Genomic DNA, 24,784 nt, shown 5'->3' on the forward strand with positions numbered 1-24,784 from the left:
GGTCATCCCGCCTGTCCGGTGAGCCGCAGCTCCTTGGCGAGGAAGCCGGTGAGCGCGTCGATGTTCGGGTGCTCGTAGAGCAGCGCGGGCGACAGGCGGCGCTCCACGAGTTTCTCCAGGGCGCCGGAGACCTGGACCGCGGCCCGCGAGTCGAGGCCGTACGACTCGAATGACGCGGCGGTGTCGACCTCGTCGACGCCGATGTTCACACGGCCCGCCAGATGCTCGACGAGCCAGCCGCGGAGCACCTCTTCGGTGACCGGGCCCTCGGGCAGGGACTGCTTGCGACTGCGCTTGAACATGAGGGATCTCCTTCAGGCTTGCGGAACGCCAAGTCGGGCTTGCGGAGCGCCGGTTCAGGCTTGCGACGCGCGGGCGTGTTTGCGGCGGGCGGCGATGGTGGCCTTGTCCGGCTGGCGCAGGTCCCGCACGACGCGCACCTTGCCGAGGGCGGTGAGCACCCAGCCGGAGAGGTCCGGCTCCCAGGCGCGTACCGCGTGCTTGTACGAGCCGGGGAAGGCGTGGTGGTTGTTCTGCAGGCCCTCCCCGAAGGTGAAGACGGCGACCGGCCAGTTGTTGGCGCTGCGGTCCCCGTTGTCGAACGGGCGGCCGCCCCACATGTGCGAGATCGAACCGACGCACCAGGCCGCCTGGTTGGCGACGAAGACGCGGGCGAGGCCGCCGAAGACGAACCCGGTGAAGGCGGCCGTCAGGCTTCCTCCGATCACGAGCCCCGCGACTGCCGGGATCAGCAGGCCGAGCGCCAGCCAGTGCAGATAGGTGCGGTGGTAGAACATCAGCCGGCGGTCGCGCAGCACGTCGGGCGCGAAGACGGTCCAGCGGGAGGTCTCGTCGCTGAGCATCCAGGGCATGTGCGCGTACCAGAGGCCGCGCAGTTTGCCGAGGACGCCGGGGCCGTGCAGGTTCGGCGAGTGCGGGTCGCCCTCGTGGTCGCTGAAGCGGTGGTGGCGGCGGTGCGTGGTGACCCAGAACATGATCGGGCCCTGGCCGCCCATGGATCCCGCGATCATGAGGACACCCTCGAAGAAGCGGGATGTCTTGAAGGACTTGTGCGCGAGATAGCGGTGGAAGCCGATGGTGATGCCGCCCATGTGGACGGCGTACATGACGCCGAAGAGCGTCCAGTCCAGGGCGCTGACCTGTCCCTTCCAGAGCAGGTACAGGGCCGCGGCGAAACCGAGCGCGGGCAGCGTCATCAACGTGAACGCCGTGATCCACTTGGTCCTTCGGCTTGCCGGGTCGAGCTTGACGATGGCCGGCTCCGGCGCCGGACCGACGGTGGTCGCCATGGGACTACCTCCTTGCGTTCTCGGCGGAGTGCCTGCCGCCGCTCGGGTAGCGCACGTTCGTCACGAGGCCCGCGCGGTCGGCCAGCCTGATCACCGCACCGGCGATGTCGAGCTGCCAGAACCGGTGCCGGGTGACGGCGAGGGCGGGCTGGGCGTGATGGTTGTTGTGCCAGGAGCCGCCGACCGAGAACGGTGCGAGGGCCGCGACATTGCGGCTGTTGTCCCGTGTCCGGTACGGGCGGTTCCCCAGGGTGTGACCGATCGAGTTGACTCCCCAAGTGACCTGGTCGAGCAGGAAGATCCGGGCCAGACCGCCCCAGAGCAGCCCGCTGACGGCGCCGCTCGCGCTGCCGCTGACGAGACCGCCGACGACGGCGGGGAGCAGCAGGCCGAGCGCCACCCAGGTGAAGTAGTGGCGGTTGAGACGCATGACCGTCCGGTTGGCCATCAGGTCCGGCACATGACCGCTCCAGCCGCTGCGCCGTACGGTGAACAGCCAGCCGACGTGCCCGTGCCACAGGCCGCGCAGCCGGGCGAGGCGGTCCGTGCCGATGGGCCGCGGCGAGTGCGGGTCGCCCTCGCGGTCGGTGTGCGCGTGGTGCATGCGGTGGGTGGCGACCCAGAAGAGGATCGGCCCCTGCGCCGCCATGCTCCCGGCGATGCCCCAGACGGTGGTCACCACCGGCCCCGCGGCGAACGCCTTGTGCGAGAAGAAGCGGTGCAGACCGCCCTCGACCCCGAGCGCCGTCACCAGGTACATGCCGGCGAGCAGGGCGCCGTCGGTCACGGAGAACCCGTAGGTCCAGGCGAAGGCCACGGCGGCGGCGAAGCCGGCCGCGGGGATGCAGACGGTCAGGTAGGCGAGACGGCGGGCCAGGTGATCGGTGTCGGCCCTGGCGGCCGCGGGCATGGCGGTGGTCATCCAGACTCCTGGGGTCAGGGAGCGACGGAAGTGGCGGCCGGGCGGGGGCGCTTGAGCCGCCCGGCGAGGTAGTCCTCGCGGACCGCGCCGCGGCGGACCTTGCCGCTGGTGGTGACCGCGACCGTGCCGGGCGGGCCGATGTGGACCGCGCCGGGCGCCACACCGTGGTCCACGGTCACCGCGGCGGTGATCTCCCGTGCGGCGCGGGCCAGTTCGTCCTCGGTGTGCAGCGCGGACCGGGTGACCTCCGCGACGACGACGAGTTCTTCGGCCGCCGTACCGGGACGTACGACACCGAAGGCGGCCGCGCGGCGGAGCCACTCGCAGGCGGTGAGCGCGGAGAGTTCGATGTCCTGCGGGTAGAGATTGCGGCCTGCGATCACGATGAGGTCCTTGATCCGGCCGGTGATGTACAGCTCGCCGTCCTGCAGGAAGCCGAGGTCGCCGGTGCGCAGACGGCGGGCCGGAGTCGGGTCACCGCCCTCGCCCGCCGGGCCGGCCACGAAGGCGGCGGCCGTGAGGTCGGGGCGCCGGAAGTAGCCGTGCGCCACGTTGGGTCCGCTCACCCAGACCTCGCCGATCCGGTCGGCAGGCGCCGGTGCAAGGGTTTTCGGGTCGACGATCGTGACGTCGTGGTCCTCGGCGACGGCGCCGCAGCTGACCACCTCGACGGCGTCGTCCGCCCACGGCGCGCCCGCCACGACACGCCCCTGCTCCAGGCCCTCGCGGCCCAGCCAGCGGGTCCTGACCGGAGTGCCGTCCGGCTTGCCCGAGACGAACAGGGTGGCTTCGGCCATCCCGTAACAGGGGATGACGCACTCCTCGTCGTAGCCGGCCGGGCCGAAGCGGTCACGGAAGCGGTCGAGCGTCGCCTTGAACACCGGCTCGCTGCCGCAGTAGAGCTGGCGCAGGGTGCTCAGGTCGAGCGTGGCCAGCTCCTCGTCGGTGACCGTGTCGGCGCACAGGTCGAACGCGAAGTTCGGGGCCACGGAGATGGTGGCCCGGTGGTCGCTCACCGCCTTGAGCCAGCGGTACGGGCGCTGCACGAAGTGCACGGGAGAGAGCAGGACCAGCGGCCAGCCGCCGTGCAGGGACAGCATGATCGTGCCCATCAGGCCCATGTCGTGGTACGGCGGCAGCCAGCTGCAGCCGACACGGTCCGGGTCCGCTCCCATGTTGGCTTCCAGGGCACGGCAGTTGCTCACCAGGTTCTCGTGCGTCAGGACGATCCCCTTCGGATCGCCGGTGGAGCCGGAGGTGTACTGGATCAGCGCGGGTTCGTCCGGCGCGGCCGGCCGGTACGCCACGGCGGGCTCGTCCCGGTCCGCCACGGCGGGCTCGTCCCGGTCCGCCGCGGCGGGAGCGGGCCCGTCCTGGTCCGACAGGTCGGCGTCGTCGAGGGTGAGCACCCGCACGCCGGACAGCGGCTCGGCGGCCATGGCCCCGCTCTGCAGGTGGTGGCTCGCCATGACGACCGCGTCGGGCCGGCAGTCCGCGACGATCGACACGAAGCGGTTCGAGGCCTTGCGGCCGAACGGCGGGAAGGACGGCACGGCGACCGCCCCGGCCTGGAAGATCCCGAACAGCGCCGCGATATAGGCGAGTCCGGGGTCGAGGGCGAGCACCACGCGCCGCCCCGCGCAGTCGCCGAGCCGGGCGGCCACCTGCGACGCCCGCCGTGCGAGGTCGTGGTAGCTCCAGTCCATGGCGCTCTGCTCGGTGCCGTCGGCGAGGAACCGGTAGGCGAGCGTAGGCGGTTCGGTCAGCCGCTCACGCAGGATGTCGGGGAGTGTCGTGAGGTGCATCAGGCAGTCCCTTCGGGGAAGTCGGACCCAGGGAATGCCGGGAGCGGGGGCCGGTCAACGGATGACCGGCGCTCTCTGTGCAGGCGAACAAAGCCCCGTACAAGCGTTGTTGCCGTGCACGAGGCCGCGCCCGCTCCGCGCCCCGCCGCCCTACGGTCGTGCTGCGAGGACACAGGACACAGCCTGAGGACACAGGACTGCGGACAGAGCGCAGCAGTGGAGCCGTGGAGTGGAGAGGAAGCGCAGCATGAAGTCGTTGATCCTGGGTGGCGCGCGGACCCCGATGGGCAAGCTCATGGGCTCGCTCAAGGACTTCTCCGCACCGGAGTTGGGCGGGCTCGCGATCCGCGAAGCACTCGCGCGGGCGGGGGTCGGACCCGAGCAGGTGGAGTACACGATCATGGGGCAGGCGATCGGCGCGGGCGCGGGACAGAACCCGGCCCGGCAGGCGGCGGTCGCCGCGGGCATCCCCATGAGGGCTCCCGCGATGACCGTCAACAAGGTCTGCCTGTCCGGTCTCGACGCCGTCGCACTGGCCGACCAGCTCATCAGGGCCGGGGAGTTCGACCTGATCGTGGCCGGCGGGCAGGAGTCGATGACCCGGGCGCCGCATCTGCTCGCCGGATCGCGGGGCGGCTTCAAGTACGGCGAGGCGGCCCTCGCCGACGCCATGGAGACCGACGGTCTGTACTGCAGCTTCGACGACATGGTCATGGGCGAGGCGACCGAGCGCTACAACAGCCGCTACGGCGTCACCCGCGGGGAACAGGACGCCTTCGCGGCCGCCTCGCACCACAAGGCCGCCGCGGCAGTCGCGAGCGGCGCGCTCGCCGAGGAGATCGTTCCGGTGGCCGTGCCCCAGCGCAGGGGTGGCGAGCTGCTCGTCGAACACGACGAGACGGTGCGCCCCGACACCAGCGTGGAGGTCCTGGGCAAGCTGCGCCCCAGTTTCGGGGCGTCCGGGACCATCACCGCGGGCACCTCCTCACCGCTCAACGACGGCGCCGCCGCCGTGGTGGTGTGCAGCCCGCGCAAGGCGGCGGAGCTCGGCCTGACCGCGCTGGCCGAGATCGGGGCGCACGGGACGGTCGCGGGACCCGACCCCAGCCTGCACGAGCAGCCGGCCAACGCGATCAGCACCGCGCTCTCCCGCGCCGGCCTCGGTGTCGGGGATCTCGACCTGGTGGAGATCAACGAGGCCTTCGCCTCGGTCGGCATCGTCTCGGCCGGAAAGCTCGGCCTGTCCCCGGACATCCTCAACGCGGACGGCGGCGCCCTGGCTCTCGGCCATCCCCTGGGCGCCTCCGGAGCCCGTCTCGTCGTCCACCTCGCGTACGCGCTGCGCCGCCGCGGCGGGGGCACCGGCGCGGCGGCCATGTGCGGAGGCGGCGGGCAGGGCAGCGCGCTCCTGGTGCACTCGGCGGCCTGACGGTCCCGGCCCGTCCGGGCGGCCCGGCCGGCGCGGCTTGCCCCGCCCGACCGGCCCGGCCGCGGTGCCGCCGGGTCTGTCATCCTTGCCGTGTGAGCAGCACACCTTCCGGGCCCGGCGACCGGCTCGTACGTATCGGCGCGATCGTCTTCCTCGTGGGGACCGTGGCCACCATGGCCACGGTCGCCCCTCTGTTCCTGGGTACGGATCCCTTTCCGCCCGTCGCGTATGCCGTCTGCATGCTGATGGGCGTGGGCTTCGCGATCGCCGGGGCGGGTGTCCTGAAGTCGATCGCCGTCCAGCGCAAGCAGGCACGGGCTTCTCAGTAGGTACGAGGTGCGGGCGGCCGGAGCTACGCGGTGTGGCCGGCCAGCCAGGCCGGGAACTCCCTGAGGTCCGCGAGGACCACGTCCGCACCCTCCGCGCGCAGCTCCTCGGCCGAGCACGGGCCGGTCGGCACGGCCACCGAGAGCGCGCCCGCCGTACGGGCGCCGCGTACGTCGCCGAGGTGGTCGCCGACGTAGACCGAGGCGCCGTACTCCTTGAGCGCCTCGCCCTTGGCCTCGGCCCACAGCCAGCCGATCACCGCGTCCGGTTCGATGCCGAGGTGGTCGAGGTGCAGCTTGGCGCTCGGCTCGTGCTTGGCCGTGACGACGATCGCGCGGCCGCCCGCGGCGCGCACCGCGGCGACGGCTTCGCGGGCGCCGGGCATCGCGGGGCTCGGCGTGATCGCGTACGTGGGGTACATCTCGCGGTAGCGGTCGGCGAGCGCGGGGATCTCGTCCTGCGGGAACCAGTGCGCGAGCTCGTGCTCCAGCGGCGGGCCGAGCCGGCCGACCACGAGGTCGGCGTCGATGTCCACGCCCGTCTCGGCGGCGAGCGCCTCCCAGCAGACCTTGATCCCGGGCCGTGAGTCGATCAGGGTCATGTCGAGGTCGAAACCGACGGTCAGGGGCTGGGGGCGCGCGTTCGAGGTCATGGCCCCATTGTGGACGGACGGCCGGAAGTGATCGTCCGGGGTCCCGGTCCTAGACTTGGCCGAACCTGAGCTTCGACGATCGCGCGGCATTACGCCCGTACGCAGAAAAGGGTCCGATGCCGACCGCCGCCCCCGCCCCCACGGCGCACCGCACGTTCGCGGTCAGACGTCTCGCCCTCACCGGGGCGGCCCTCGTCGCCCTGCTGCTCGCCGTGCTGCTCTCGCTCGCGGTCGGCGCCCGGCCGATCGCCCCGTCCGCCGTGCTCGACGCGCTTTTCAACGGCGGGCACAGCGACGCCGCCGACGTCGTACGGGAGCTGCGGGTGCCGCGGACCCTGATCGGTCTGATGGTGGGCGCCGCGCTCGCCCTCGCCGGGACCGCGCTGCAGGGCATCACGCGCAATCCGATCGCGGACCCCGGGATCCTCGGCATCAGCCAGGGCGCGTCGGTCGCCGTGGTGATCGCCATCGCGTACGCGGGGATCCACACGCTCACCGGATACGTCTGGTTCGCGTTCGCGGGCGCCGGGATCGCCTCGGTCGCCGTGTACGCGATCGCCTCCAGCGGGCGCGGGGGTGCGACGCCGGTGAAGCTGGCGCTCGGCGGCGCGGCGATCAACGCGCTGCTCGTGTCCGTGACGATGGCGGTGCTCACCACGAAGGCGTCGGCGCTCGACGAGTTCCGGTTCTGGCAGGTGGGCTCGATCGCGGGGCGCGGCTCGGATGTGGTCGGTCAGGTCTGGCCGTTCCTGCTCGTGGGCGTGGTGCTCGTCTTCTCGGTGGCCCGCGGTCTGGACGCGCTCGCGCTCGGCGAGGACGTGGCCAAGGGGCTCGGGCAGCGGGTCGCGACCGTACGGATCGTCGGCGGGGTCGGGGCGACCGTCCTGACGGGAGTCGGGGTCGCGGCGGCCGGGCCGATCGCGTTCATCGGGCTCGCGGTGCCGCATATCGCGCGGGCGGTCGTGGGCGCGGACCATCGCTGGGTGCTGCCGATGGCGGCGCTGATCGGGCCCGTGATGCTGCTCGTCTCGGATGTGATCGGGCGGGTGGTCTTCCCGCCCTCGGAGGTGCCGGCCGGTGTGATGACCGCGCTGATCGGAGTGCCGTTCCTGGTGGCGCTCGTCCGGCGGAAGACGGTGGCGGCGTGACGACGACCTCTGTCCCCGTACGTCCCGCGGGCTACAGCGTCCTGCGGGCGGGTCCTGCCCGTTTCCTGGTGCACCGGCGCGCGGTGGCCGTCGCCTCCGTCCTGGTGCTGCTGCTCGCCGCGTCCTGCGTCGCGTACCTCTGCGTCGGCGAGGCCTTCGTCCCGCCCGGCGAGGTGGTGAAGGTGCTGCTCGGACAGTCCTCGCCCGATGAACTGGTCGTCGGGGAGCTGCGGTTGCCGCGCCTTGTCGTGGGCCTGCTCGTCGGTCTGGCCTTCGGTGTGGCCGGTGCGCTGATCCAGACCGTGGCGCGCAATCCGCTCGCCAGCCCGGATGTCATCGGCATCAGCCAGGGCGCGAGCGCGCTCACCGTGGCGGCGATGACGTTCGGCATCACCTCGTACAGCGTGCTGCCGTATCTCTCGGTGGCCGGCGGTCTGCTCGCCGCCGCGCTCGTCTATCTCTTCGCCTGGCGGGGCGGCCTGCACGCCACGCGGTTCGTCCTGATCGGGATCGGCTTCGCGATCGCGCTGCGGTCCGTCACCACGCTCTTCATGACGAAGGGCGACTATCTCGTCGCCCAGCAGGCGCAGATCTGGATGACGGGTTCCCTGAACGGACGCGGCTGGCCCGAGACCGAGGTGCTCGCCCCGGTCCTGCTCCTTCTCGTCCCGGCGATCGCGTGGGCCGCGCGGGCGCAGCGCACGGTCTCGCTCGACGACGACACGGCGACCGCCCTCGGAGTACGGCTGGGGCGCGTACGCCTCGGGCTCGTCGCGCTCGGTGTGGTGCTCGCGGCCGTGGCCACCGGAGCCGCGGGGCCGGTGGACTTCGTGGCGCTGCTCGCGCCGCAGATCGCCCGCCGGATGACCCGTACCGCGCAGATCCCGCTGGTGAGCAGCGCGCTCACGGGAGCCGTGATCGTGGTCCTCGCGGATCTGCTCGCGCGCCGGCTGTTCTCGCCGACCGAACTGCCCGTGGGCGTGCTGACCGCCGCCGTGGGCGCCCCGTATCTGATCTGGCTGATCATTCGCAGCCGTACCGTCGGAGGAACGTCTTGAGCCGGCTCAGCACCCAGGCGCTCACGCTCGCCTACGAGGACCGCACGGTCGTCGCGGACCTCGACCTCGCGGTCCCCGACGGCGAGGTGACGGTGATCGTCGGCCCGAACGCGTGCGGCAAGTCCACCACACTGCGGGCACTCGGGCGGCTGCTCAAGCCCAAGTCGGGCTCGGTGCTCCTGGACGGCGCCTCGCTGGCCACGCTGCCCACCAAGCGGATCGCCCAGCAGATCGGGCTGCTCCCGCAGACCCCCGTGGCGCCCGAGGCGATCACGGTCGCGGACCTGGTCTCGCGCGGCCGCCAGCCGCATCAGCACTGGTGGCAGCAGTGGTCGGACGAGGACGAGCGGGCCGTGTCCGAGGCGATGACCCGCACCGACGTGGCCGATCTCGCGGAACGCTCCGTGGACGAGCTCTCCGGCGGCCAGCGCCAGCGCGTCTGGATCGCGATGGCCCTCGCGCAGGAGACGGAACTCCTGCTGCTCGACGAGCCGACGACGTATCTGGACATCTCGCACCAGGTGGAAGTCCTCGACCTGGTACGCCAGTTGGCTGATACACCATTCAAGGGCGACAAGGGCGACAAGGGCCGCACGGTCGTGGTCGTCCTCCACGACCTGAACCAGGCCGCCCGCTACGCCGACCACCTGGTCGCGATGAAGTCGGGCCGCGTGGTGGCGGCCGGCCCTCCCTCGGAGGTCGTCACCGCCGATCTCGTACGCGAGGTCTTCGGCCTGGACTGCGTGGTCGTCCCGGACCCGGTGACGGGATCACCGCTGGTGGTGCCGGGGGCGCCCTGGAAGGCCTCGTAGGCCCGGGGTTCAGTCCTCGGCCAGCTCCGCGACCCCGGTGATCCGGTGCAGCGGATACGTGCGGACCTCGTCCGCCGTGTGGTCGTAGCCCGTGACGAAGCCGCCCTCGACGCGGACCGGGGCGATCACGCGCTGGCTTGCGGCGCCTTCGGCGTTGACGTAGCCGATCCACAGGGCGTCGCCCGTCATCACCGCCGCCTGCATCGTGGCGAGGGTCTCCGCCGCCGTCGTGCGCGGGAGTTGGCCCTCGGCCGCGGCCGGGGCCGGTTTGCGCGGGGTCGTCGAGGCGAGGTCGCCCGCGCGGATCGCCCGTACCGCGGCGCCGAGCAGCGTGTCGTCCGGGGACGGCGGGCCGTCGGGGACCGGCTCGGGTGCGGTGCGCGGCGGGGTGCGGTGGGCGTGGGCGCGCGCGATCAGGACATCGCCGTCGGCGGACTCGGCCGCGGGCGCGAAGCCCATCGAGCGCAGGCCTTCGAGCAGCGTGCCGGGGTCGGCCTGCGCGGCGAGGACCGTGGGGGCGAGCCGGCGCAGCCGCAGCGGCTGCGAGCGCTTGTCGGCGAGGATCTCGCCGAGGACGGATTCGTCGTCGCAGCGCACGTACGCGGAGGCCGCGCCGATCCTCAAGTGGCCGTGTTTACGGGCCACATCGTCGATCAGATACGACAGCGGCTGCGGTACGGGGGTGCGGCTGTGCGCGGTGAGGAAGGCCTGCAGGTCGGAGGCCGACTTGCCCGCGTCGAGCGCACGGCGCACGGAGCCGGCCGTGAAGCGGTAGACCGTGGCGCCGCCCTTGGACTCCACGTCCGCGAGGACGCTGAGCATCTCCGCGAGCGGGCGCTCCAGCGGCCCCGGGGCCACGGCCGTGAGGTCGGCCTGGAGCAGGACGTGGTCCAGCGGGTCGGGCAGCAGCGGCGCGAGACCCGAGCGGACGAGCGACTCGTCCTCGGCGAGCAGCGCCCGGCCGTGCGAGGAGAGGGCGCCGCGCCCGGTGACACCGAGCAACTCGGCTTCCGTGAGCGTCCATTGGGCGAGCCGCGCCCGCAGATCGTCCTGCCCGGCCGCACTGCGCAACGGGCGCTCCCAGCGGAGCCGTTCCAGCACGGCCGATGCCGTGGGCGCGCCGCCCTCGGGCAGTTCGGCGAGCAGGTTGAGCACGCGGCGGCGCACCTCGGGCGCGGCCGAGCGGTCCAGATGCGGGCCGAGGACGGAGAGCACCCGGTCCTTGGAGTCACGCGAACCGGCCACGCCCGCCGTACGGGTGGCCGCGAGCCAGGCGGAGGCGAGCACGCTCCAGCGCTCGGCGGCGGGCCGCTCCAGCCATTCGTCGTACGCGGGGGTCGCCGCGTACCGCTCGTCCGCTTCTCCGTCGGAGGCCACCAGGCCCGCCGCGTAGGCGAGTTCGACCCAGAACGCCGCGACCGGCTCGGAGACGTCCAGGGCGACCGCCGTGCGCTTGAGGTCTCGCACGCTCAGGCCGCCGGCCCGCAGCACCGAAGGACCGCCCTCGTCCCAGTCCTTGAGCAGCTCCTCGACGGTGGCGAGCGCCGTGTACGCCTGCCCGGCCGCGGTCGCGTCGACCACCCGCCCGCTGTGCGTCGAGGCCGCATCTACCGGCGGCGGCAGCGGCCGCGGCTCGCGGTGGGCGCGGCCGCCGCGCAGATGCAGCGCGACCTCGCGCGGCAGCACGACCGTGCCGGGCGCGGTCGGCAGCAGCAGGCCGCGGTCGAGCAGCCAGCGCACATGGGCCGCGGGCTGCGCGGTGACCTGCCCGTACGGCGGCCCCCAGGTCAGCCGTCCGAGGACCTCGAGCGCCTCGACCGGAGCCTCGTCGAGCAGCGCGCTCATCCTCGTACGGTCGCAGAAGACATCCGTCAGGGCGGTGACGGCCGACACCGGATCGTGGGTCGGCTCCAGACCCACCGCCGCAAGGAGCTGCTGCACCCGGCCCGGCGACATCCCCGCGGTCGTCTCGCCGACCGTCGGACCCAGGCCCGTCGGGGAGGGATGGCCGGGGCTCGGCGAGAGCAGCTCACGGGCCGTGCGCACCAGCCGGAGACGGTCGTCGGCGCCCCACACGATCGCCTGGTCGCGCAGGGTGGCCAGGGCGGTCGGCAGGGCGCTCTCGATGTCCGCGTTCCGCTCGCCGTCGCCCGCGAGCAGCGCCTTGAGCCGGTCGTACGTGGCCGGGTCCGGCGCCACGGCGAGCGCCTCCGCTGTCTGCAGCGCGAAGGTGTCGAGCCGCTCGAGGGCGCGGACGACCGAGGCGCGGGTGCCGGCCCGGGTCGCCAGCTGGGTCAGGTCGTTGGGCACCGGATTGAGCAGGTCGGCGCGCGCCCGCAGCAAGGCGGCAAGCGATGCGTCGTCGCGCTGCCTCAGCTCTTCGGCCAGCGTCCGCGGGGTGGCTCCGGCCGTGCTCTCGGTCCTCATCCGACCCACGTTAGCGTCCGCGGGGCGGCTCGGGCCGTGCCCGCCGCCGTCAGCCGGCCCTCATCCGGGCCTCATCCGTCCTCTTCCGCCCTCATCCGCCCTCATCCGTCCATGGAGTCCAGGGCGGCGAGTTCCTCGGCGGAGAGCCGCAGCGCGCCCGCGGCCACGTTCTCGGCGAGGTGGCCGGGATCGCCGGTGCCGGGGATGGCCAGGACGTGGGCGCCTTGGTGCAGGGTCCACGCGATGCGGATCTGCGCGGCGCTCACCTGCCGGGCGCGGGCGACGGCCGCCACCGCGCCGCTGTCCTCGCCGCGCGCTCCGGCCTCGCGTGCCGTGCCGGCGATCGCGTAGAACGGCACGAAGGCGATGCCCTGTTGACCGCACAGGTCCACGAGTTCCCGCTCCTGAGGCGAGGCGCCGATGCCGTACATGTTCTGGACGCAGACCACGGGGGCGATGGCCTGCGCCTCGGCGAGATGGTGCGCCTTGACGTTGGACAGGCCCAGGTGCCGGATGAGGCCGGCCTCGCGCAACTCGGCGAGCGCGCCGAAGCGTTCGGCGACCGAGCCGTTGCCGACGATACGGAGGTTCACCAGGTCGAGGTGGTCACGTCCTAGCTGGCGCAGATTCTCCTCCACCTGGGCGCGCAGCTGCCCGGGCGTGGCGGCGTGCTCCGTCCACCGGCCCGCGGGGTCGCGGCCCGGGCCGACCTTGGTGGCGATGAGGAGGTCGTCCGGGTAGGGGGCGAGCGCGCTGTTGATCAACTCGTTGGCGCTGCGCAGGGCGGAGAAGTAGAACGCGGCGGTGTCCAGGTGGTTCACGCCGAGTTCCACGGCGCGGCGCAGCACGGCGAGCGCCTGGTCGCGGTCGCGGGGAGCCGCGCCGGGGTCGAACGCCGCGCCGGTCTGGGGCAGCCGCATCGTGCCGAACCCGATCCGGTTGACCGTGTGGTCGCCGAGCTTCCAAGTGCCTGCCGCCGACGCATGGTTCGTCTGTGAGGTCATGACGGGATGGTGGCCGCTCAGGAGGGTGGGACGCCATGGATTCACGTATGCCTGAATCCTGCATGGCGCGGGCGGGTGGCGCTCGGTCGTGCGGGTGGTGCGTGTGCCGGTGGCAGTCGGGGGCGCGGATGGCACGCGTCCGCCCGGTACTTGGCCGCGCAGGGGGCGGATCGCGCGGTACCGTCGAAGCGCCGGGGCGCCCGTAAGAGAGGCGGTCCGGAAGGGACTTGGGGCGTCTGCGGAGGGCCGGGTTCCGGGGAGTGGCGGGTCCCGGGAGCGGCGGGGTGCCCGGGAGCGGTGACAGGGGTGTTCGGTGGCGATCGAGAGCGATCAGCTCGTCTTCGACTATCTGAGCCGGGTCGGCGACCTGGCCCAGCAGCGGCAGCTGTCCTCGCACGCACGGATGCGCCTGGTCACGGAGTTGCGGGCGGAGATCGACAAGCGGCGCGGCCGGGCCATCGGCGGGGAGACGCCCGCGTCGGTGCGCCGGATGCTGGACCGGATCGGCGCGCCCGAGGAGCTGGTGGCGAAGGCGGCGGCGGGCGAGGGCCTCGAACTGCCGCCGGACGTGGACCTGCCGAGCCAGCGCACGCGGATACGGCGCTTCGGCGGACGGGCGGCGCAGGCGGGCGGGTCGCCCGGGGGCGCGACAGGTGGCCCGGTCCGGGGATCGGCGGGCGGATCGGCCCAAGGCCCGACCGGAGGCTCGGCCCAGGGCGGCTCGGCCCGGGCCGGTGACGCGTCCGGTGCGAAGCGGCGGCCCGGGCTGCGCAAGACGCTGCCCCGGCCCCGCAGGTCCGAGGAGGCCGCCGAGGCGGAGCCGCAGCGGCCCGTGGCCTCGCCGCCGCATCTCGCGGGCGAGGACGAGCTGGGGCCGAGCGGTTCGGAGCCCGACTGGTGGCGGGTGGACGCGCGTCCCTTCGGGCCTTCGGACACCGTGCCCGGGTTCACGGGCGGGATCGAGATCCCCGAAATACTGAAGCCGCCGCCGAAGGAGGACGAGGAGCCGCCCAAGAAGGCGGCCGCCGTCCCGGTGGAGGACGAGGCGGACGATGAGGAGGACGCAGCCGGGGAGTCCGTCCGCCGGCGCTTCCCGCGGCTGCGGCGTGCGCCCGCCGAGCGGTCGCTGAGCTTCAGCAATCCGCTGCTCCTGATCGCGGCCGCGCTGCTCGTGGCCGGTGCGGTGATGGGCAGCATCATTCCGCTGGTGGCGGGGTGGGGCATCGCGTACGCCTCGCGCCGACTCACGCCGAACGAGGCGAAGTTCGCGGTGCTGTGGGTGCCGGGGCTCGCGATGGCGTCCGGGATGGTGTGGCTGTGGGGCCGCGTCGAGGGGCGGTGGGGTGAGGCCGTGGCGGACGACGCGATGGGCCAGGCCGTCGCGCAGACGTGGCCGTGGGTGGTGCGGGGGGCGGCGGTGGCCTCGGCCCTGTTCCTGGTGTGGCGGTCGCAGCGGCGGGCTCGCGGGGAGTAGGGCGGGCGGGTCGACTCCCCGCGCGGCGCGTCGACTTCCCACGCGGCGGGTCGACTTCCCACGTGATCGGTCAACCCCCCGCGCGATCAGTCGACTCCCCAAGCGATCGGCCAACTCCCCTTACATTCCACGGAGTTGCGCATCATCGAGACCCCAGCGGGCAGGATGGGACCGGCCGCAAGGGGCTCGGTGCCAGGGACGACACCATGACCCCCTGCGGCCACTCATGTCACGGGGTCGGCCTCGGCCGATCCCCACCGAGCCGCACCGAGCCGATCCGCACCGAGCCGCGCCGCACCACACCGCACTGAGCCGCGCCGATCCACGCCGAGCCGTGAACCGACCCATGAGGGGATTCCCATGTCCGCATTTCGTCCCGGCCTGTCCGACGGCGGCCCGCAGGGCTTTCGCCACCGCTCGATGAACCTGCCCGAACGGCTGCTCGCCGGCACCATCGACACCCATGTGCACGCCGGCCCCGTCCTCGACTCCAACCCGGGTCACGCCGACCCGCTGGAGATCGCCCTGGAGGCACGCGAGCGGGGCATGCGGGGAGTCGTCTACTACGACGTCTTCGGCTGGGCCTCGGGAACAGCCTGGCTGGTCAACCGGCATGTGCCGGGCATCAGGACGTTCGGCGGCTACCTGATGAACTCGGCGCACGGCGGGCTGAATCCGCGTGCCGTGCGCACCGCCCTCCACCTGGAGGGGGGCTGCCGGATGATCAGTTTCGGCTCGCATTGCACATACGCCCAGGCAAGCGGGGAGTCCACGCTGGTGGACGGGGTGCCGGTGCCGCTGCACGAGGTGTACCCGGAGTTCGCCGGGCAGGAGCTGAGCCGGGCCGTGCGGATACCCGTCGGGGACGAGCCGGTGACCGACGCACTCGCCGAGATCCTGACCATGGTCGCGGAGCACCCCGAGGTGTACCTCAACACCGGGCATGTCTCGCACGACGAGGTGTTCCGGGTGGTGGAGCTCGCCGAGGAGTACGGGATCGGGAAGGTGCTCGTCTCCCATCCCGCGCGCGGGCAGCTGAGCGTGGACGAGCAGAAGGAACTGGCCGGGCGGGGGGTGTTCCTGGAGGGCTGCCTGGTCGACATCTTCGCCACCGGGGTGCCGTTGACGCACTACTACCCGGAGGCGCGCTATATCGACCGCGGCGGCGAGGTCCCGCGTACCGGCCGTCCCATGGCGCACTACATGGAGGACCTGCGCGCGGTCGGCTCCGCGCAGATGGTGCTCGGCACGGATTACGGGGTGCGGAATCTGCCGACCGCGGTGGAGGGCATGCGGACATGGATCGCGGTGCTCCTGGACTACGGCTTTCCCCTCGCCGACATCCGGCGGATGACCGCGCACAATCCGGCTCGGCTGCTCGGGCTGCCGGAGCTCGACGACACGGAGCTGCTGGCTGAGCTGAAGGCTGCCGAAGGGGAGGTGGAGCGGTCGCCTCGGGCGTTGTACCCGCAGGGGGATGGCGCGAGGTAGGCGCCGGGGTGGATGGGGTGCCTGCGGCGGGCCGGCAGGCGGTGAGGCCGGGCCCGCCGCCGCGCGTCACACGGTGAGTTCCTCCGGCAACGGTGCCCCGTGCACCACGATCAGCCCCGACACCGCACGCGTCAGCGCCACGTACAGGCGGCGCAGGCCCGTGCGTTCGTCGGGCTCGCCGTCGACGACGGCCGAGGGGTCGTCGAGGACCACGTAGTCGTATTCCAGGCCCTTGGCCAGGGAGGCCGGGACCAGGGTGAGGCGGGTGTCCGGGGTGGTCTCCTCGCCGGGGCCCAAGTAGCCGAGGCCCGCCTCCTCAAGTGCCGCTGCCAGCGCGGGAATGCGCGCGTCCGCCGCGATCAGGCCCGTCGAGCCCTCGTGCGCCAGGGACTCCACACACGCCGCGACCACATCGGCGTCGAGCGTGGACCACTCCCGTACGGAACGTACGGACAGGGAGCCCGGCGACTCACGTACGGAGGAGACCTCGGCGAGACCGGGTGCGATGGACGGCAGGAGGCGCGAGGCGTACGCGATCACCTCGCGCGGCACGCGGAAACCGGCCGTGAGCTCCTCGATCACGGCCCCGTGCTTGCCGAGGTGCATCAGCGCCTCGTCCCAACTCCGCGTGGCCCAGGGCGTGGTGCCCTGTGCGAGGTCCCCGAGCACGGTCGCCGAACCCGTGGTGCAACGCCGGCCCACCGCGCGGTACTGCATCGGCGAGAGGTCCTGCGCCTCGTCGAGGACGACATGGCCGAGCGAGTGCGTGCGCTGCACCAGATCCGCGGTCTCGTCGATCAACACCGCGTCCGCCGCGGACCACTTGGCGGACTTCACCGAGCGCGCGGGCTTGGCCCACAGGATCGTCTTCTGCTCCTCGTCGCTCAGCACACCTTCCGCGTGTACGGCGAGGAAGTCCGCGTCGGACAGGAGCCGGAGCACCAGCTTCGCGGGATCTACGGGCGGCCAGATCTCCTTGACCACGGCCTTCACGGCCGCATTGCGCGCGACCGCGTCCTGCACCCGGTCGTCGGGCGCCTCGCCGGCCTGCTCCATCCGTACGAGCACGGCGTGCGCGATCCGCTGCGGAAGCGCCTCGCGTGCGGCACCATAACGGATGTCGCGGTCCAGCAACTCCTGGACGATCTCTTCCAGTTCGTACGAGGGGACGCGCCAGCGCCGAGAGCCGCGGACCACCATGAGTGCCTCGGTCGGCAGCGTGACGTGGGAGCGCACCGCGCGCCGCAGCACCTCGGCCATCCGGGCGTCGCCCTTGACCAGCGCGGCCGGCGCCTCGTCCGTCCCGCGGACCTCGACATGCGCGACGAGGTCGTCCACGGTCGCCTGCTGCACCTCCAACTCGCCCAGCGCGGGCAGGACTTGCTCGATGTAGTGCAGGAAGGACTTGTTGGGGCCGATGACGAGGGTGCCGGTGCGGGCCAGCCGCTCGCGGTGCGCGTAGAGGAGATAGGCCACACGGTGCAGGCCGACGGCCGTCTTGCCGGTGCCCGGACCTCCCTGGACGCAGACGGTGCCGCCGAGGCCGCTGCGGACGATCTCGTCCTGCTCGGGCTGGATCGTCGCCACGATGTCGCGCATCGGGCCGACGCGCGGGCGCTCGATCTCCTGCTGGAGCAGCTTGCTGGTCTGTTCCACCTCGGCGGGGTCGGAGAGGCGCTCGTCCTCGTACGCGGTGATCTCGCCGCCGGTGTAGCCGAAGCGGCGGCGCAGGGCGACATCCATCGGCTTCTGCTTGGAGGCCTGGTAGAAGGGCTGCGAGACCGGTGCGCGCCAGTCGATCACCATCGGGTCGCCGTCGGCGTCGTGCACATGCCGGCGCCCGATGTAGAACTGGTCGCCCGTCGCACCCTCCGCCTCATCGGCGCCCACCGCGTGCAGATAGGTGAGCCGGCCGAAGAACAGCGGGGTGTGCGCGAGGTCGGCGAGCGCCTTGATGCGCTCGTCGATCTGGTGCTGCAGGACGGCGGCGTTGACCCAGTTCGCGGTGACATCGCGGATGTCCAGGCCCTCCGCGTCCTCGCGCATGGCGCGCAGGGCGGCGCGGGACGCGGTCAGGTGGGCACGTTCGCGAGCCAGGGGGTTCCCGCCTGCGGCTTGATCAGCACGCGGATCGTCGTGCACGGGCACAGCACAGCCTCCAACCAGGGGTCACATCACGGCAGCCCCCGGTTTCCGGCCGGGCGGCGGCACTCCGCTGGTGCTACGGAGGCGGGAAGCGGGACCCACAGCGAAAGGCGCGTCCTGGGTCCGGGCAGACCGGGAAGCTTAGATCACGGGCCCGGGGCGGGGCCAACCCATTTTCCCGCGGCGCCCGCACCCCGCCCGGCCCGCACCTCGCCCGGCCCGCACCCCGCCCGGCCCGCACCCCGCCCGGCCCGCACCTCGCCCCGGCCGCCCGCGACCGCGCCTCTGCCAAAAGTCGGAGACCGTCCCCTATGGGGATGAGGGTCGGTTTCAGCCCCCAGGTCGATGTCCGATATAAGGGCCCTCGTCCATCCTTGAACACATGAGCAGCGCAACGTTCCACCCAGCCCCCGTCCGCACCGGACAGCCCAGCGGAGCCACCGCGACCGGCGTCCGGCACACCCACCACATCGGCAACGCCCTGCGGGCCGTCAAGGTCTTCACCCGCGCGGCGATAGACGTCGCGATCCTCGGCGAGTACGCCGAGGACACGGGCGTCGTCCGCCGCCGCAAGTGAGCCTCAGCACGCAGACACAGTAAGTAGCCCCTTCTCTGCGGAAGGTGACTCTGCGCTAGGGTCACGCGCGTGATCCGCCGGACTGTGACCTTCCGCTCGCCGACCGTGACCAGCTCGGGCGTTCTGCTCACGGTCTCCGTACTGGCCCTTGCCGCACTCTGCGTGGCCCGGCGCATCCCGATGGCCGACACGCTCGTCTACCGGGCCGAGGGCTCGGCCGTGATGCACGGCACCGATCTGTACGGCTTCACCGTCACCGAGTGGGCCCTGCCCGCCACGTATCCGCCCTTCGCCGCGATTCTCTTCGTCCCGACGGCCTGGCTGCCGCTGCCGGCCCTCAAGTTCGCCTTCGTCGCGGGCAACGCCCTGCTCCTGGCGCTCCTGATCCACCTCTCGGCCCGCTTCGCCCGGCTCCCGCTCCCCCGCCCCCTCCTGTACGTGGCCGTGGCGGTGGGCCTCTGGCTCGAACCGGTCTTCCAGACCCTCCTCTTCGGCCAGATCAACCTGGCCCTGATCTGCCTGGTCCTGTGGGATCTCCAGCGCCCGTCGAACGCGCTCGGCAAGGGTTTCGCACTCGGTGTCGCGGCCGGCGTGAAGATCACCCCCGCCGTCTTCATCGTCCATCTCCTGCTCACCCGCCAACTGCGCGCCGCCACCACCGCGTTGGCCTCCTTCACAGGCACGGTCCTGCTCGGCGCGCTCGTGCTGCCCTCCGCTAGCACCGACTTCTGGACCCGCCGCCTCTTCGAGACCGACCGCGTCGGCAAGGCCTGGATCGTGGACAACCAGTCGCTCCAGGGCCTGATCGCCCGCGCGCTCGGCGATCCGGAGCCCGGCCTGTTGTGGCTGGCCCCGGCGGCGCTCGTCGGCGCCTCCGGCCTGTGGCTGGCCGCCCGGACCCATCCCGTCGCGCCCGCCAGGTCCCTCCTCATCACCGCGTACACGGCCCTGCTCGTCTCCCCCATCAGCTGGTCCCACCACTGGGTGTGGTGCGTACCGCTGCTCGCGCTGCTGCTCGCCGAGGGACGTCCGCGGCTCGCCTTCGCGGTGGCCGCACTCTTCACGGCCCGCAGCTTCTGGGTGCTCCCCCATCACGGCGACCTCGACCTCCGACTTCCGTGGTGGCAGCAGCCGTTGGCCTCCCCGTACGCGCTGCTCGCCCTCGCTCTGCTCGTCTGGGCCGCGCTGCGCCTGCGCCGCCCTGAGTACCCGTACTCACCGCTCATTGAGCAGCGCACCGGATCTCCGAAGGACTCCGTCCTGCTGGGATGAAGACATGACAACCGACCGAGCGACCTCGACCGGCACCGCAGTCACCACGACGGCCGCCATCCCGCCTGTGCGGCCGAAGACCCTGCGCGTCATCGCGGGTGTGGGCATGGTGCTCCTCGCGCCCGTGTGGCTCCTGTGCGCGATGCTGACGCTGGTCGACGCCCACCAGGGCAAGGGAGTCGGAGGCCCCCTGATCGACGCGGGCTTCTTCCTGCTCTGGCCGGCCTTCTTCCTCGGCGCGTTCGCCCTGCTCCTGCCGGGTGGCGCGCTCACGCCCCGGGCGCGCACCTGGCTCGTCCGCGCCCAGTACGCCGTGATGCTGCTCGCGCCCGTGCTGATCCTGCTCGACGGCGACGCGTAGGCTCGCTTCGCCGCCGGGCACCTCAGCCGCCGAGCGTGTTCACCTGGTACAGGTAGACGGCCCTGCCGCCCTCGTACGGATCGACCGCGCTGTCACCGCTCAACTGGAAGTAGAACTCCAGGGGGTCCTGGTCGATGCCGAGCCGGCCGGCCTTCTCCATCTCGGCGAGCTTGCCCAGGAACCTCTGGGCGTCCACTTCCCTGCCGCCCAGCTCGTCGGCCAGCTGACCGGCCACGACCACCTTCACGTGCTTCTCGTCGACGGGGACGGCGGTCGTGTGGTTGCCCCCGCCTTCCATCTCCAGGACCGGGTGGCTGCCGTCGCCGCAGTCGTACGAGCCGATGTGGAAGGAGAGCAGGTCGTTGCCCTCCTTGTCGTCGGTGCCGTCCTTCAGGTAGCCGACGAGCCTCCCGTACGGGCCTTCGCCGTCGTTCTCGCAGACCGGCCCCGGCGGGGTCTGGCGGTCCGAGTAGTCCTCCCCCGCGGGCGTGGTGGGCGACTTGGTGGCGGGCTCGGTGGTCGGTGAGGCGGGCTCCGTGGTCGGCGTGGCGGGCTCGGTCGTCGGCGTGGCGGGCGGCTTGGCGTCGGCGCCGTCGCCTTCCGAGGGCTCACAGGCCGTGGTCGTCAGGGCCAGTACGGCGGTGGCGCCCAAGAGGCAGAGCTTCCAGTTCGTACGCATTGCGTTCCCCCATGAATGCAGCGTGCGTGTGCAGGTGCGTATGCGCGCCGGTCCTTGGTCGAGGAACCGACCGCAGCAGTGTGGGGCGTGAAGGGACGATTCCGTCGCCGGCGCAAGCGATCGTTGCCGACCTCGGACACCATCCCCACACTGTGGACGCTGGGACATCTTTTGGAGGCTCGGAGATATTCAGACGCTCAGTCGATCTTCCTAGAGTTACGGACATCGAAGGCGCCGCCACCGACGGAGGCCGGCGCCGACTCACCTCAGACTCAAGGGAGTTCACCATGCGCGCAGTACTGCAGCAGTCCTTCGGCGGTCCCGAGGTCCTCCGGATCACGGAGACGGACCGGCCCGCTCCGCTCGGCGGCGAGGTCCTGGTCAAGGTGCACGCCGCCGGCGTGAACCCGGTCGACCTGGCCGTACGGGCCGGCGCCCTGCCGCTGCTCGGCGAGCCGCCGTTCGGGGTCGGCTGGGACATCTCGGGGGTGGTCGAACAGGCCGGCCCCGGCGCCCGGTTCAAGCCCGGGGACGAGGTGTTCGGCATGCCCTTCTTCCCGCGGGCCGCCACCGCGTACGCCGAGTACGTGGCCATGCCCTCGCGTCAAGTCGCCCGCAAGCCGGAGTCGTTGACGCACACGGAAGCCGCGGCCGTCCCGCTCGCCGCGCTCACCGCCTGGCACGGACTCGTCGACGCGGCCGGGATCCGCGCGGGCCAGCGGGTGCTGATCCACCGCGCGGCCGGCGGCGTCGGGCACTTCGCGGTGCAGATCGCCAAGGCCCGCGGCGCCCGCGTGACGGCCCTGACCAGTGCCGCCAACCACGATTTCGTACGGGAGTTGGGTGCCGACGAGGTCATCGACTACCGCACCACCGACTACACCGAGGCGGCCCGGGACCTCGACGTCGTCTTCGACTCCAGCTCCGAGGGCGAGAACGCGCTCAAGGTACTGCGGCCCGGCGGCACCCTCGTCAGCATCATGGAGCACTGGAACACCGAGCTCGCCGCCCGGATCGAGGCCGCGGGACGGCGCTTCGCCGGTGTCTCCGTCGAGCCCGACTACGCCTCGCTCGAAGCGATCGCGGCCCTGATCGACCAGGGTCTGGTCCGCCCGCACGTCGCGCAGACGCTGCCGCTCGAAGAGGCTCCCAAGGCCCATGAGCTGGTCGGATCCGGCCGCACCCGGGGCAAGGTCGTCCTGGAGGTGTCCGCATAGGCTACGTGGCCCACGCAACGCAGGCGGCTCGCGCGGCGTACGGGACGGAAAGGGGCGGGAGTTGGACATCCTCACCGAGGCGCTGGCCTCCATGCGTACGGGCAAGGCGGCCTCCGTCCGCACCACGGGCCACGCCCCCTGGGCGATGTCCCTGCCCCCGGTCGGCGGCGCCGGCTTCCACGTGGTGCTCTCGGGTGCCTGCTGGCTGATCCCGCCGGCGGGCGCGGGCGCACCGGTCCACCTGCGCACCGGGGACGTGGTCTTCCTGAGCCACGGCAGTGGCCACGGACTCGCCGACCACCCGGACACCGCACCGCTGGAGCCGCACGGGACCGAGTTCCACCCGGGGGCGCCGCTCGGCACGGTCACGGTGGGGACCGAGGACGCGGGCGGCGAGCGGACCGATCTGCTCTGCGGCTCGTACCACCTGGACCAGTCCAGGCCGCACCCCCTGGTGAGCCGCCTTCCGCAGCTCATCCACCTTCCGGCCGCGGGCACGGACTGCCCCGAACTGGCCGCCGCGATCGGCCTGTTGCGCTCCGAGCTCGACCGGCCGCGGATGGGTTCGGCCGGGATCGTGCCCGCCCTGATCGACTCGCTGCTCCTGTACATCCTGCGCGCCTGGCACGAGCAGCAGCCCGCGGAGTCGGCCCGCGGCTGGGCCGCCGCCCTCGCGGACCGGGCGGTCGCCCCCGCGCTCACCGCGCTGCACGGCGATCCGGCCCGCGCCTGGACCGTGCAGGACCTTGCCGTCCGCGCGGGTCTGTCCCGCGCGGCCTTCGCCAAGCGGTTCACCGAGCTGGTGGGCGAGCCGCCGATGGCCTATCTGACCCGCTGGCGGATGACCACGGCGGCCCGGCTCCTGCGCGAGTCGGAGGCACCGCTGGCGGCCGTGGCGGCACGTACCGGATACGGCTCCGAGTACGCGTTCGCCAAGGCCTTCAAGCGCGAGTACGGCCGGGCACCGGGCGGCTACCGCCGCGAACTACGGGCAGCCGCCTAGCAGTTGACTCAGGCGTCCTTGAGCAGATCGTCCGCGTCCACGATCCGGTACGCGTACCCCTGCTCGGCCAGGAACCGCTGGCGGTGGGCCGCGAAGTCCTGGTCGATGGTGTCGCGGGCGACGACCGAGTAGAAGTGCGCCTGGTGCCCGTCCGACTTGGGGCGGAGCACTCGGCCGAGGCGCTGGGCCTCCTCCTGGCGCGAACCGAAGGTGCCGGACACCTGGATCGCGACGGTGGCCTCGGGCAGGTCGATGGAGAAGTTCGCGACCTTGGAGACGACGAGAACGCTGATCTCGCCCTCCCGGAAGGCGTTGAAGAGCTTCTCGCGCTGCGCGTTGCTGGTCTCGCCCTTGATGACGGGTGCGTCCAAGTGCTCGCCCAGCTCGTCGAGTTGGTCGATGTACTGGCCGATGACGAGGATCTGCTGCCCGGCGAACTTCTTGACGATCGCCTCCGTGACCTTCCGCTTCGTGGCGGTCGTCGCGCAGAACCGGTACTTCTCCTCGGTCTCGGCGGTCGCGTACGCGAGCCGCTCGGAGTCCGTGAGGTTGACGCGTACCTCCACGCAGTCGGCGGGCGCGATGTAGCCCTGCGCCTCGATCTCCTTCCAGGGAGCGTCGAAGCGCTTGGGCCCGATCAGGCTGAACACGTCGGACTCGCGGCCGTCCTCGCGTACGAGCGTGGCCGTCAGACCGAGACGGCGGCGGGCCTGGAGGTCGGCGGTGAACTTGAAGACGGGCGCGGGCAGCAGATGCACCTCGTCGTAAAGAATGAGTCCCCAGTCGCGGGAGTCGAAGAGCTCAAGGTGCGGGTAGATGCCCTTCCGCTTCGTCGTGAGCACCTGGTACGTGGCGATCGTGACGGGCCGGATCTCCTTCTTGGTCCCGCTGTACTCGCCGATCTCCTCCTCGGTGAGCGAGGTCCGCTTGACCAGCTCGTGCTTCCACTGGCGGGCCGAGACGGTGTTCGTGACGAGGATCAGCGTGGTGGCCTTGGCCTGCGCCATCGCGCCCGCGCCGACCAGCGTCTTGCCGGCACCGCAGGGCAGGACGACAACCCCTGACCCGCCGTGCCAGAAGTTCTCCACGGCCTGCTTCTGGTACGGGCGCAGGGCCCAGCCCGTCTCGTCGAGATCGATGGCGTGCGCCTCGCCGTCCACGTAACCGGCGAGGTCCTCGGCGGGCCAGCCCAGCTTGAGGAGGGTCTGCTTGATCTGGCCGCGCTCGGAGGGGTGCACGGCGACGGTGTCCGGGTCGATCCGGGCGCCGACGAGCGGGGTGATGCGCTTGGAGCGCAGGATCTCCTCGAGCACGGGCCGGTCGGTGGTCGTCAGGACCAGACCGTGCGTGGGGTGCTTGGAGAGCGTGAGCCGGCCGTAGCGGTCCATGGTCTCGGCGATGTCGACGAGCAGGGCGTGCGGCACGGGGTAGCGGCTGTACTGCACGAGCGCGTCCACGACCTGCTCGGCGTCGTGCCCGGCGGCGCGGGCGTTCCACAGCCCGAGCGGCGTCACGCGGTACGTGTGGATGTGCTCGGGCGCCCGCTCCAGCTCGGCGAACGGAGCGATGACCCGGCGGCATGCGTCGGCCTGCTCGTGGTCGACCTCGAGGAGGAGGGTCTTGTCGGACTGGACGATGAGCGGCCCGTTCACAGGCGTACCCCTTCTGCTG

22 protein-coding genes are annotated in these 24,784 nt (G+C 72.3%); 12 read left to right on the forward strand and 10 right to left on the reverse strand.

Annotated features, from left to right (window positions below; translation table 11 throughout):
* Window positions 1–2: 2 nt before the first annotated feature.
* The 4 genes from H9Y04_RS28575 to H9Y04_RS28590 are packed head-to-tail and all read right to left on the reverse strand — an operon-like array spanning window position 3 to window position 4,037.
* Entirely contained in the window at window positions 3–302 is a 300-nt protein-coding gene (locus tag H9Y04_RS28575; protein WP_187816937.1) for an acyl carrier protein, read from the reverse strand.
* 54 nt (window positions 303–356) lie between these two features.
* Complete coding sequence (locus H9Y04_RS28580; RefSeq protein ID WP_187816938.1) at window positions 357–1,310, reverse strand: acyl-CoA desaturase; 954 nt, start codon at window positions 1,308–1,310, stop codon at window positions 357–359.
* A 4-nt stretch (window positions 1,311–1,314) separates the two neighbouring features.
* Complete coding sequence (locus H9Y04_RS28585; RefSeq protein ID WP_187816939.1) at window positions 1,315–2,232, reverse strand: acyl-CoA desaturase; 918 nt, start codon at window positions 2,230–2,232, stop codon at window positions 1,315–1,317.
* A gap of 14 nt (window positions 2,233–2,246) precedes the next feature.
* Entirely contained in the window at window positions 2,247–4,037 is a 1,791-nt protein-coding gene (locus tag H9Y04_RS28590) for a fatty acyl-AMP ligase (RefSeq protein ID WP_187816940.1), read from the reverse strand.
* 247 nt (window positions 4,038–4,284) lie between these two features.
* Here H9Y04_RS28590 and H9Y04_RS28595 point away from each other — a divergent pair, with 247 nt between their 5' ends.
* Both H9Y04_RS28595 and H9Y04_RS28600 read left to right on the forward strand, forming a co-directional pair.
* Window positions 4,285–5,466: an acetyl-CoA C-acyltransferase gene (locus H9Y04_RS28595; RefSeq protein ID WP_187816941.1), complete on the forward strand. Its 1,182-nt coding sequence runs from the start codon at window positions 4,285–4,287 to the stop codon at window positions 5,464–5,466.
* 92 nt (window positions 5,467–5,558) lie between these two features.
* The gene (locus tag H9Y04_RS28600) at window positions 5,559–5,795 is read left to right on the forward strand and encodes a hypothetical protein (RefSeq protein WP_187816942.1); all 237 of its coding nucleotides are present in this window, start codon (window positions 5,559–5,561) and stop codon (window positions 5,793–5,795) included.
* Between the two features lie 23 nt (window positions 5,796–5,818).
* Here H9Y04_RS28600 and H9Y04_RS28605 read toward each other — a convergent pair whose 3' ends face one another.
* A complete protein-coding gene (locus H9Y04_RS28605) occupies window positions 5,819–6,445 on the reverse strand; it encodes an HAD family hydrolase (protein WP_187816943.1) in 627 nt (208 codons plus the stop codon).
* A gap of 116 nt (window positions 6,446–6,561) precedes the next feature.
* Between H9Y04_RS28605 and H9Y04_RS28610 the strand changes: the two genes are divergently transcribed.
* From H9Y04_RS28610 to H9Y04_RS28620, 3 genes are read left to right on the forward strand one after another with little or no spacing between them, the layout of a single operon-like run.
* Window positions 6,562–7,593: a FecCD family ABC transporter permease gene (locus H9Y04_RS28610; RefSeq protein ID WP_187816944.1), complete on the forward strand. Its 1,032-nt coding sequence runs from the start codon at window positions 6,562–6,564 to the stop codon at window positions 7,591–7,593.
* Window positions 7,590–8,651, forward strand: a complete 1,062-nt coding sequence (locus H9Y04_RS28615) for a FecCD family ABC transporter permease (protein ID WP_187816945.1) — start codon at window positions 7,590–7,592, stop codon at window positions 8,649–8,651. The genes H9Y04_RS28610 and H9Y04_RS28615 overlap by 4 nt, the downstream gene beginning before the upstream one ends.
* Complete coding sequence (locus H9Y04_RS28620) at window positions 8,648–9,463, forward strand: ABC transporter ATP-binding protein (protein ID WP_187816946.1); 816 nt, start codon at window positions 8,648–8,650, stop codon at window positions 9,461–9,463. Before H9Y04_RS28615 ends, H9Y04_RS28620 begins: the two co-directional genes overlap by 4 nt.
* Window positions 9,464–9,472: 9 nt before the next feature.
* Here H9Y04_RS28620 and H9Y04_RS28625 read toward each other — a convergent pair whose 3' ends face one another.
* Window positions 9,473–11,890 carry a helicase-associated domain-containing protein gene (locus tag H9Y04_RS28625; protein ID WP_187816947.1) on the reverse strand — a complete coding sequence of 806 codons (2,418 nt, stop codon included), beginning with the start codon at window positions 11,888–11,890 and terminating at the stop codon, window positions 9,473–9,475.
* A 101-nt stretch (window positions 11,891–11,991) separates the two neighbouring features.
* On the reverse strand, window positions 11,992–12,894 hold the full coding sequence (locus H9Y04_RS28630) for an aldo/keto reductase (protein WP_187816948.1): 903 nt from the start codon (window positions 12,892–12,894) through the stop codon (window positions 11,992–11,994).
* A gap of 313 nt (window positions 12,895–13,207) precedes the next feature.
* Between H9Y04_RS28630 and H9Y04_RS28635 the strand changes: the two genes are divergently transcribed.
* Both H9Y04_RS28635 and H9Y04_RS28640 read left to right on the forward strand, forming a co-directional pair.
* Window positions 13,208–14,368: a hypothetical protein gene (locus H9Y04_RS28635; protein ID WP_187816949.1), complete on the forward strand. Its 1,161-nt coding sequence runs from the start codon at window positions 13,208–13,210 to the stop codon at window positions 14,366–14,368.
* Between the two features lie 360 nt (window positions 14,369–14,728).
* A complete protein-coding gene (locus H9Y04_RS28640) occupies window positions 14,729–15,859 on the forward strand; it encodes a DUF6282 family protein (protein ID WP_187816950.1) in 1,131 nt (376 codons plus the stop codon).
* A 66-nt stretch (window positions 15,860–15,925) separates the two neighbouring features.
* Here H9Y04_RS28640 and H9Y04_RS28645 read toward each other — a convergent pair whose 3' ends face one another.
* Complete coding sequence (locus H9Y04_RS28645) at window positions 15,926–18,001, reverse strand: HelD family protein (RefSeq protein WP_498067169.1); 2,076 nt, start codon at window positions 17,999–18,001, stop codon at window positions 15,926–15,928.
* A gap of 385 nt (window positions 18,002–18,386) precedes the next feature.
* On the opposite strand from H9Y04_RS28645, the gene H9Y04_RS28650 reads away from it, so the two are divergent.
* The 3 genes from H9Y04_RS28650 (at window position 18,387) to H9Y04_RS28660 (ending at window position 20,214) form a co-directional block, all read left to right on the forward strand.
* Window positions 18,387–18,581, forward strand: coding sequence for a hypothetical protein (locus H9Y04_RS28650; protein ID WP_187816951.1), 195 nt, complete (start codon window positions 18,387–18,389; stop codon window positions 18,579–18,581).
* A 123-nt stretch (window positions 18,582–18,704) separates the two neighbouring features.
* On the forward strand, window positions 18,705–19,853 hold the full coding sequence (locus H9Y04_RS28655; protein ID WP_438818162.1) for a glycosyltransferase 87 family protein: 1,149 nt from the start codon (window positions 18,705–18,707) through the stop codon (window positions 19,851–19,853).
* A gap of 4 nt (window positions 19,854–19,857) precedes the next feature.
* A complete protein-coding gene (locus H9Y04_RS28660; RefSeq protein ID WP_187816952.1) occupies window positions 19,858–20,214 on the forward strand; it encodes a hypothetical protein in 357 nt (118 codons plus the stop codon).
* Window positions 20,215–20,236: 22 nt separating this feature from the next.
* Here the strand turns inward: H9Y04_RS28660 and H9Y04_RS28665 are convergent, their stop codons facing one another.
* Complete coding sequence (locus tag H9Y04_RS28665) at window positions 20,237–20,893, reverse strand: hypothetical protein (protein WP_187816953.1); 657 nt, start codon at window positions 20,891–20,893, stop codon at window positions 20,237–20,239.
* A 287-nt stretch (window positions 20,894–21,180) separates the two neighbouring features.
* On the opposite strand from H9Y04_RS28665, the gene H9Y04_RS28670 reads away from it, so the two are divergent.
* Together H9Y04_RS28670 and H9Y04_RS28675 are read left to right on the forward strand one after the other, a co-directional pair.
* On the forward strand, window positions 21,181–22,110 hold the full coding sequence (locus tag H9Y04_RS28670; RefSeq protein ID WP_187816954.1) for an NADP-dependent oxidoreductase: 930 nt from the start codon (window positions 21,181–21,183) through the stop codon (window positions 22,108–22,110).
* A gap of 61 nt (window positions 22,111–22,171) precedes the next feature.
* Window positions 22,172–23,113 (forward strand): AraC family transcriptional regulator, encoded by a 942-nt coding sequence (locus tag H9Y04_RS28675; RefSeq protein WP_187816955.1) that lies wholly within the window; start codon window positions 22,172–22,174, stop codon window positions 23,111–23,113.
* Between the two features lie 8 nt (window positions 23,114–23,121).
* Here H9Y04_RS28675 and H9Y04_RS28680 read toward each other — a convergent pair whose 3' ends face one another.
* Window positions 23,122–24,765 (reverse strand): DNA repair helicase XPB, encoded by a 1,644-nt coding sequence (locus H9Y04_RS28680; protein WP_187816956.1) that lies wholly within the window; start codon window positions 24,763–24,765, stop codon window positions 23,122–23,124.
* Between the last annotated feature and the right edge of the window lie 19 nt (window positions 24,766–24,784).

Origin of the sequence: Streptomyces polyasparticus (genome assembly GCF_014493765.1) — a bacterium.
Lineage (GTDB): Bacteria > Actinomycetota > Actinomycetes > Streptomycetales > Streptomycetaceae > Streptomyces > Streptomyces polyasparticus.

Excerpts from the sequence above, each read along its gene's own strand:
- H9Y04_RS28575 (WP_187816937.1), bottom strand. The coding sequence starts at position 302 with ATGTTCAAGCGCAGTCGCAAGCAGTCCCTGCCCGAGGGCCCGGTCACC.
- H9Y04_RS28580 (WP_187816938.1), bottom strand. The coding sequence starts at position 1,310 with ATGGCGACCACCGTCGGTCCGGCGCCGGAGCCGGCCATCGTCAAGCTC.
- H9Y04_RS28585 (WP_187816939.1), bottom strand. The coding sequence starts at position 2,232 with ATGACCACCGCCATGCCCGCGGCCGCCAGGGCCGACACCGATCACCTG.
- H9Y04_RS28590 (WP_187816940.1), bottom strand. The coding sequence starts at position 4,037 with ATGCACCTCACGACACTCCCCGACATCCTGCGTGAGCGGCTGACCGAA.
- H9Y04_RS28595 (WP_187816941.1), top strand. The coding sequence starts at position 4,285 with ATGAAGTCGTTGATCCTGGGTGGCGCGCGGACCCCGATGGGCAAGCTC.
- H9Y04_RS28605 (WP_187816943.1), bottom strand. The coding sequence starts at position 6,445 with ATGACCTCGAACGCGCGCCCCCAGCCCCTGACCGTCGGTTTCGACCTC.
- H9Y04_RS28610 (WP_187816944.1), top strand. The coding sequence starts at position 6,562 with ATGCCGACCGCCGCCCCCGCCCCCACGGCGCACCGCACGTTCGCGGTC.
- H9Y04_RS28625 (WP_187816947.1), bottom strand. The coding sequence starts at position 11,890 with ATGAGGACCGAGAGCACGGCCGGAGCCACCCCGCGGACGCTGGCCGAA.
- H9Y04_RS28630 (WP_187816948.1), bottom strand. The coding sequence starts at position 12,894 with ATGACCTCACAGACGAACCATGCGTCGGCGGCAGGCACTTGGAAGCTC.
- H9Y04_RS28640 (WP_187816950.1), top strand. The coding sequence starts at position 14,729 with ATGTCCGCATTTCGTCCCGGCCTGTCCGACGGCGGCCCGCAGGGCTTT.
- H9Y04_RS28650 (WP_187816951.1), top strand. The coding sequence starts at position 18,387 with ATGAGCAGCGCAACGTTCCACCCAGCCCCCGTCCGCACCGGACAGCCC.
- H9Y04_RS28660 (WP_187816952.1), top strand. The coding sequence starts at position 19,858 with ATGACAACCGACCGAGCGACCTCGACCGGCACCGCAGTCACCACGACG.
- H9Y04_RS28665 (WP_187816953.1), bottom strand. The coding sequence starts at position 20,893 with ATGCGTACGAACTGGAAGCTCTGCCTCTTGGGCGCCACCGCCGTACTG.
- H9Y04_RS28670 (WP_187816954.1), top strand. The coding sequence starts at position 21,181 with ATGCGCGCAGTACTGCAGCAGTCCTTCGGCGGTCCCGAGGTCCTCCGG.